This window comes from Dehalococcoidia bacterium (assembly GCA_035310145.1).
In the GTDB taxonomy this organism is placed as follows: Bacteria; Chloroflexota; Dehalococcoidia; order CAUJGQ01; family CAUJGQ01; genus CALFMN01.
The window spans coordinates 24,372-30,857 of sequence record DATGEL010000082.1 but is presented as its reverse complement, the minus strand read 5'-3'; the positions used below and the strand labels follow the sequence as shown (position 1 = coordinate 30,857).

8 protein-coding genes are annotated in these 6,486 nt (G+C 66.6%); 2 read left to right on the top strand and 6 right to left on the bottom strand.

Going from position 1 to position 6,486, the window contains the following annotated elements; all coding sequences use genetic code 11:
* Nucleotides 1-120, top strand: a 120-nt coding sequence (locus tag VKV26_15620) for an IS5/IS1182 family transposase (protein ID HLZ71329.1), incomplete at its 5' end; no start/stop codon positions are given.
* Nucleotides 121-408: 288 nt separating this feature from the next.
* Here the strand turns inward: VKV26_15620 and VKV26_15615 are convergent.
* The 3 genes from VKV26_15615 to VKV26_15605 form a co-directional block, all read right to left on the bottom strand.
* On the bottom strand, nucleotides 409-684 hold the full coding sequence (locus VKV26_15615) for a hypothetical protein (protein ID HLZ71328.1): 276 nt from the start codon (nucleotides 682-684) through the stop codon (nucleotides 409-411).
* Nucleotides 685-891: 207 nt separating this feature from the next.
* Complete coding sequence (locus tag VKV26_15610) at nucleotides 892-1,995, bottom strand: acyl-CoA desaturase (protein HLZ71327.1); 1,104 nt, start codon at nucleotides 1,993-1,995, stop codon at nucleotides 892-894.
* 129 nt (nucleotides 1,996-2,124) lie between these two features.
* Entirely contained in the window at nucleotides 2,125-2,382 is a 258-nt protein-coding gene (locus VKV26_15605; protein ID HLZ71326.1) for a heavy metal-associated domain-containing protein, read from the bottom strand.
* Nucleotides 2,383-2,566: 184 nt separating this feature from the next.
* Here VKV26_15605 and VKV26_15600 point away from each other — a divergent pair, with 184 nt between their 5' ends.
* Complete coding sequence (locus VKV26_15600; protein HLZ71325.1) at nucleotides 2,567-2,965, top strand: hypothetical protein; 399 nt, start codon at nucleotides 2,567-2,569, stop codon at nucleotides 2,963-2,965.
* A gap of 343 nt (nucleotides 2,966-3,308) precedes the next feature.
* Here the strand turns inward: VKV26_15600 and VKV26_15595 are convergent, their stop codons facing one another.
* The 3 genes from VKV26_15595 to mdh all read right to left on the bottom strand — a co-directional run bounded on the left by VKV26_15595 (nucleotide 3,309) and on the right by mdh (nucleotide 6,446).
* Nucleotides 3,309-3,719 carry a hypothetical protein gene (locus tag VKV26_15595; protein HLZ71324.1) on the bottom strand — a complete coding sequence of 137 codons (411 nt, stop codon included), beginning with the start codon at nucleotides 3,717-3,719 and terminating at the stop codon, nucleotides 3,309-3,311.
* 335 nt (nucleotides 3,720-4,054) lie between these two features.
* The gene (locus tag VKV26_15590; protein HLZ71323.1) at nucleotides 4,055-5,380 is read right to left on the bottom strand and encodes a hypothetical protein; all 1,326 of its coding nucleotides are present in this window, start codon (nucleotides 5,378-5,380) and stop codon (nucleotides 4,055-4,057) included.
* Between the two features lie 118 nt (nucleotides 5,381-5,498).
* On the bottom strand, nucleotides 5,499-6,446 hold the full coding sequence (gene mdh, locus VKV26_15585; protein HLZ71322.1) for a malate dehydrogenase: 948 nt from the start codon (nucleotides 6,444-6,446) through the stop codon (nucleotides 5,499-5,501).
* Nucleotides 6,447-6,486 lie beyond the last annotated feature (40 nt).

Genomic DNA, 6,486 nt, shown 5'->3' with positions numbered 1-6,486 from the left:
GAGTGCTGCCACAACCGGCTGAAGCAGTTCCGCGCCCTGGCCACCCGCTACGACAAGCGAGGCTGGAACTACCGCGCCATGGTGGTGATTGCCGCATTACTGCTGTGGCTCCCCAAGTGATTCACCAGACACGCCCTAATCACTTGACCCATTACAACTTGTCACACCCAGCAAATTTTGTAGATTTCCACAATTGCCTGGCCTCATCAGTGCGGCGGCTCGACGACGGTGGCCGCGGCCATCGTCGGTGCAAGGGAGCTGCGGACTCCAACGGTCGCTGCCCCGCCTGCGCCTGCGGGTGGCCGATCTCCTGCTCGTGCACTGGGTCGTCGACGGCGCACCGGCGTGGGGCGCTCTGCGCAGGCCGAGCCGGACCAGACGCGGCGAGTTTGCGGATCGCGGGAATGTCTACGGCGCCCCCGAGCGGGCGAGGCGGCGCTGAAGATATTCCGCTGCATATACGCGACGAAACTCCTCGCGCTGCTCCTTTGGATAGACGCAGTGCGAGGCCCATTCCAGATCGTTCAAGGCAGCTCCACCCCAACCCCGCACGGTCAGCTCGTTCTGCTGGCTCGATCGCGGGCTGCTGATATCAAGACTGTGACGCGCCTCGTCCTCGCGGGCGGCCGCGCGCGCGTGTGCGAAGAGCACCGCTGCTTCGAGAAGAGCAACATTCGCTGCCATATTTCCTCCCTGAGAGCGACCACTGCAGCGCCCGCTCGGGGTGCCGGATGCGCCCGGCCCGCGGCGTCGCCAGCAGCGGCTCGTCACCGGCAAGTTGTTCACACCAGCCGCGGATACGGCACTACCAGTGGGGTGCGCCGGGATTCAGGTCACGTTCTCGGTAGGCGGAGCAGGCGGCACAGCGTGGGCGGGGGGATGGTCGCCACTTCAAGGCTGCACCGCTCCTTCCTGTTGCCGGCCGGCAACTGGCGAAGGCGGCGCGCCACGCGCGGCCTGACCCACACTTCGCAGATGGCCAAAGATATCGCGATAAGCGGTAAGCGGGCTGGTTTGATGATAGGGGATGCCGTATTCCGCGCAGAACGTTTCGACCAGTGCCTGCGCCGCAGGCAAGCGATTGCGCGGCAGGGTTGGGAACAGGTGATGCTCGATCTGGTAGTTGAGTCCGCCGAACAGATAGTCCAGCAGTGGGCTTGGCTGCACGTTGCGCGAGCTGAGCACCTGCTCAAGCAGGAAGTCGTCCGCCACGTCCGCCGGGGGCGCCGCGTTTGTCGCCATGCCCTTGTGATTTGGCGCAAACACGAGTCCCATGTACAGGCCGAAGCACATCTGATGCAGCGCGATGAAGCCGAGACCGGGCATGACGCCGAAGTGGTGGATCGCAAGCTCGCTGTACGCCGCGAGATGGAGCACGATCAGCAGCAACTCGAGCAGCCAGCACCGCCCGCGGCGCGTTACAAGGTATTCGATGCTGGAAACGCGAAGGACGATCCCCTCGGTCAGCACCAGTGCCAGGAAAAGCAGGTGCTGGTAGCGTACAAACAGCCGCTGCGCACGATTCATAGACTGCGCCCGCTCCGGGCTGAACGCCAGAACCGGCAGCATAACATCCGGGTCGAAGCCCGGACGGTTGGGATGCCCATGATGCCGATTGTGCTTGGTTTGCCACCAGCTCGCGCTGACTCCAACCAGCAGATTACCAACGATCAGACTAAGAACGGTGCGAGGGCGTTGCGATCGCACGACCTGGCGATGCCCGACATCATGGCCGAGAAAGGCGAACTGCACGAACACCGCTGCCAGAAGTGCTGCGTCAAATACCAACCACCACGGGTTGCGGCTTGTGGACAGCAGAAGCAGCGCCATTGTGGCCAGCAGCGCCGTGGTCGCGAACTTCCAGGCGTAGTAGCGTGGCTGGGGTTTGAGCAGGCCGGCGACTTTCACGCGCCGCTTCAGTTCCGCGTACTGCCCGACAGCGCTCAGCGGCACAGGGGGCGCCGCGGCGTGGCTCGGGGGCAGGCTTGACCGCATGCACAACTCCTCGCCCTGCGGCGCTGCGCGGCGCCGTCAGGCATACTTCGCCGGCGTGCGCCGGCCGTGGCCGGCACGCGTTCATCTCTGAGCCGCCGCGCGTGGCAAGAGACACGGCGCAGGCGCGCCTCACGAGCGGCGCCAGGGAAAGCGGCGTTGCCGATCGTCGACGCGGTAACCGGCGCCGGCGATGGCGCCGACCAGCTGCGCTTCGCTGATTTGTGTGGCGTGGTAGTCCACGTACGCCAGGGCGGTGAACGGGCTTACGTAGGCCCGCACCACCCCCTGCAGGCGGCGGAGCACCGCCTCCAACGCCCGCGCTCGGTCGCTGTTGCTTTCAATGCCAAGTACGGGCAGCGCGAGGGGTGTGGCGCCTTCGTCGTCCATCGGCATCCCTTTCCGCCGTCGCTCAGCTCAAGCGACGCCGGCGCTCGCCAGCGACTTCGGCGCGCAGGTTGCAAGGGTCTACCCATCAAGTGTACACCGTATGCACGGCACATGCCAGGCATTCGCCATGAGTGTTCCGGAATTGCGCCGGAATATGGTGGTTCACCTGTGTGAGGAGAACACGATGCCGGAGGTGACGCTGGAGCAGGCGGCGATCGTGCTGGGCGTGAGCGTCGATACCGTGCGGCGGCGCGTCCGCCTCGGCCAGTTGCCGGCCCAACGCGACGCGACCGGCCGCCGCCTGGTGACCGTGCCGGCCGCGCCAGCGCTGCCGGAGGACGTGGAACGGCTGCACCAGCGCGAGCGCGAGCAGGTTAATGCGCTCAACCGCGACAATGCCCATCTCACGGAGCTGGTGGCGGAGCTGCGCCGCCAGCGTGTGCAGTTGGAGGCGCAGAACGCGGCGCTGCAAACGCATCTTCACGCGGCGAGCGAGGCCCAGCGCGATCTGCACCGCCTGCTCGCGAACGCCCAGGAGCAGATTGCGCAGCTGCTCCGCAGCCATGAAGGGGGCGCCGGGTAGCGGGCAAGACCCACCGACGCGTATCACGCCGGCAAGTGTGAGGTGCCGCGGCTGCGCTCGTGGGTGAGGGGTGACACGGACGACGCGATCTGCCGGCGGTCTACCCGCGCTGCATCGATCGCGTGCCCGCGTCGATCCTGACGCCGTCCGCCCGCGGGCGAGCTCGGTCATGGGCCTCTCGGCGCCCGCGCCACGCCTGCGCCTCGGGCTTGATTCGAGCCACCGCCTGGGCTGGCCTATGCACCGCGTCGGCGGAGCGGTGCAGCGCGTTTTTGGCCGGCGCGCGCAACACTTGGTCCGGGCCGAGCGGGCTTGCTCACAGCGCGCGCCGTCACTCCCCCGCTCAATGCTCGTCGTAGTGGTCGCCGTGCGGCGCGTGCCAATGCTGGTCGTGCACGTAATCGGTATGGTCGTCGTGCTGCACCGTCTCGTGGCCGCAGCCGGGACCGTGCTGATGGTCGTGCGCATCGTGCGGCGCGTGCACGTCGGCCGTGCATTCGTCCCAATGGTCTTCATGCCGATAGTGACGATGCCCGTGATGGTGGTAGTGGGTGTGACCGTCGTGAGTCAGCGTCGCATGGCCGCAACTGTCGTTGTGCTCGTGGTCGTGATCGTCGTGCGTGTCATGGTCCGCGGGCGCTGGTGCGGCGCCAGGCGCATCTGGCGTAGCAGTTGACGCCGGCGTCGAGTCCGGAGTGGCGCCAGCGGGCGGCGCGTCCTGCGAGGGCTGTGTCGGCTGACTATCCTGAGTCATCCTCTCACCTGCTCCTTCTGCCAGCCGCGCATCAGATCAACGGCGCCGGCATACGGTTCCGTTGGCGCATGGCGGCCGGTGCAGCGGGGCGCCGCCACGCACGCTGCGACGGCATCGCCAACCGCCGCTGCTCCTTGGCGCCGGCAACAGTAGCTGCTGCGCCTGCCTGCTTCAAGCACCATGCGCATGATCGACAACAGAACGATCCGGCAAATCGTTCGACGCTGCGCGGCCCATGTTTGCGCGTTAGCGATGTGCCTGTGTCCGGGCGCGCCGCCATTGTGCGGCAGCTATACGCGCAGGGCACGCTGGTCGCTCGCTGCACCGGCAGGGCGCTAATTAATCTGCACGTCGATGCCGGCGTGGCCCTGCTGCACCGTGCGGGCGTCGGGGAAATTGTCGTCGGCGACCACTACGATCTGCTCCGGGTTGGCGACAGCGACGGTGATGCCGCCGTTCAGCGTGATCGTCTTCTGTGCACCCGCCGCAAGCGACGGAATGTTGCAGACGGCGGACGTGAAGGTGCCCAATCCGAGTCCCTGGGTGATGGTGCAGCCGAAGCCAACGGCGTTTGGCCCCGGAACGGTGCTGTGCATATCGATCGGTCCATCGCCCAGGATATGCACGGCAACTTTCGAGAGCGTGGTATTGCTCACGTTCTTCACCGTGATCGTCCAGCTGCCGTTCTGAAAATTGTGCAGGATGAAGGTGCCGCCGATAGTCACCGAGAAGCCGACGGGCTGCTGCACCGGCAACGTGATGATCGTGGGTTGAAAGAACGGCGGCACACCGGCGACGACGGCGTTGTCACCGCCGTGGTAGAACAGGCTGGCGTACTGGCCATCGGCGCTGGAGGTGCCCGCCTCGGCTGCACCGGTCCAGTTCGTACCGTCGTTCAGGAAGAGGCGGAGCGGCAGGTTTGGCGGCAGCGGTTGCCGGGCCGGTTCCCGAACCAGCAGAGTAACTCCCGCCGGCAGCCCGGTAATGCTGACGCCGGCGCACCACCACGGCGCGCCCGGAGCGTCGGGCGGGTTCGTGCTGGCATCCGTGCGTTGCACGCTGATCTCGGTGTCGCTCGAAATATTGCCCCCGATCACCTGCACGCTCATTCCCGTGTCGCCGACCGCAAGCGGAACTGCCATGGTGCCAGCCGGCAGTGTCACCGTACCGCTTGTTGCGATGGCGCTGCCCACCTGTGGCTGCAGAGCGTCCCAGGTCTGCTCTGCCGCGGCGCCCGTCGCATCTTCCCAGGCGGCATGCACGGCGAAGCTGCCCTCAGGGAGCTTTGTGAGGAAAAAGGTGAACGGGTCCACCGGATCGCCGGGAGCGTACCCAGGCGCTGCCCAGTGGAGCGTGCCCGACTGGTTGCCGAGGAACACCGTGCGCCCCACGGTTTGCTGCGTATCGGACAGGTCGGCGTCGGCGGGCAGCGCCACGTCGACCGTAACGTTGCTCGGCCCTGCGTCGGCGGGCCATACGAGGACCAGCGCGCAGCGAACCGAACCCGGAAGCTGCAGCGCGGTAAAGATCGCGGCCGGCGAGCTGTCGCGGTCCTGGGTGCGCAGGGAAGCGGCGCCGAAAACGTCGCGGGCGCGGACGAGCAGCAGCAGAGTGGCCGCGATCAGCAGCAGAGCCCGACGCCTGCGCATGCTCATGCTCATCCGCCTCTCCATCCGCGTTCGATCTGCGGTCTCGCCGCGTTATCTCGGTCCGAACGGTATCCTCTCATCTTGTGGGGTGGTTGACAATGCAGCGGGAACCGAAACCGTTGAATCGAAGCTACGCCGGCGCTTCGGCCTTGATCCGGGCCATCGCCTCGACCAGCTCGCGCACGGCGTCGGCCGACTTGTGCAGCGCGGCCTTGGTGGACGCGTCCAGCGGCAACTCGACCACCTGCTCGACGCCGCCGGCGCCCAGCTTCACCGGCACGCCCACGAACAGGCCGGAAATACCGAACTCGCCCTCAAGATACGTGGCGCAGGGCAGGATGCGCTTGCGGTCCATCAGGATCGCATCGACCATCTCGATCGTGGCGGCGGCGGGGGCATAGAAGGCGCTGCCCGTCTTCAAGAGCCGTACGATCTCGGCGCCGCCTTCGCGCGCCCGCTGCACAATCTGCTCCAGCCGGTCCTTCGCGATCAGGTGCTCGACCGGCTGCCCGGCGACCGTCGTGTAGCCCGTGAGCGGCACCATCGTGTCGCCGTGGCCGCCGAGCACGTAGGCCGCGACCTCCTCGACGGAGACGCCCAGCTCCTGCGCGATGAAGGTGCGGAAGCGCGCCGTGTCCAGCACGCCGCCCTGGCCGATGATGCGCTGCTTGGGCAGGCCCGTCACGTCTTTGACGACGTGGCACATGGCGTCCATCGGGTTGGCGAAGACGACGAAGATCGCGTTTGGGGAGGCTTTGATCGCGTTCTCCGCCACGCTCTTGACGATGCCCATGTTCACCTTGAGCAGGTCGTCGCGCGTCATGCCCGGCTTGCGCGGCACGCCGGAGGTGATCAGCACGATGTCGGAGTTCTTCGTCTCATTCCAGTCGTTGGCGCCGCTGATCTGGCTGTCGTAGCCCAGGATCGGGCCGGCTTCGAGCATGTCGAGCGCCTTGCCCTGCGGCATGTCCTCGATGATGTCTTGCAAGACGATATCGGCGTAGCCCTTCATCGCCAGCAGCAGCGCCATCGTCGCGCCCGTGTTGCCCGCGCCGACGATCGTGACCTTCTTGCGCATCGCTTTCGCCCCCTGTCGCGTTTGCGTTTTGACGCCAAAC

Coding starts and splice junctions, on each gene's coding strand:
- VKV26_15595 (HLZ71324.1), bottom strand. CDS start 3,719: ATGACTCAGGATAGTCAGCCGACACAGCCCTCGCAGGACGCGCCGCCC.
- VKV26_15590 (HLZ71323.1), bottom strand. CDS start 5,380: ATGAGCATGAGCATGCGCAGGCGTCGGGCTCTGCTGCTGATCGCGGCC.
- VKV26_15610 (HLZ71327.1), bottom strand. CDS start 1,995: ATGCGGTCAAGCCTGCCCCCGAGCCACGCCGCGGCGCCCCCTGTGCCG.
- VKV26_15600 (HLZ71325.1), top strand. CDS start 2,567: ATGCCGGAGGTGACGCTGGAGCAGGCGGCGATCGTGCTGGGCGTGAGC.
- mdh (HLZ71322.1), bottom strand. CDS start 6,446: ATGCGCAAGAAGGTCACGATCGTCGGCGCGGGCAACACGGGCGCGACG.
- VKV26_15615 (HLZ71328.1), bottom strand. CDS start 684: ATGGCAGCGAATGTTGCTCTTCTCGAAGCAGCGGTGCTCTTCGCACAC.
- VKV26_15605 (HLZ71326.1), bottom strand. CDS start 2,382: ATGGACGACGAAGGCGCCACACCCCTCGCGCTGCCCGTACTTGGCATT.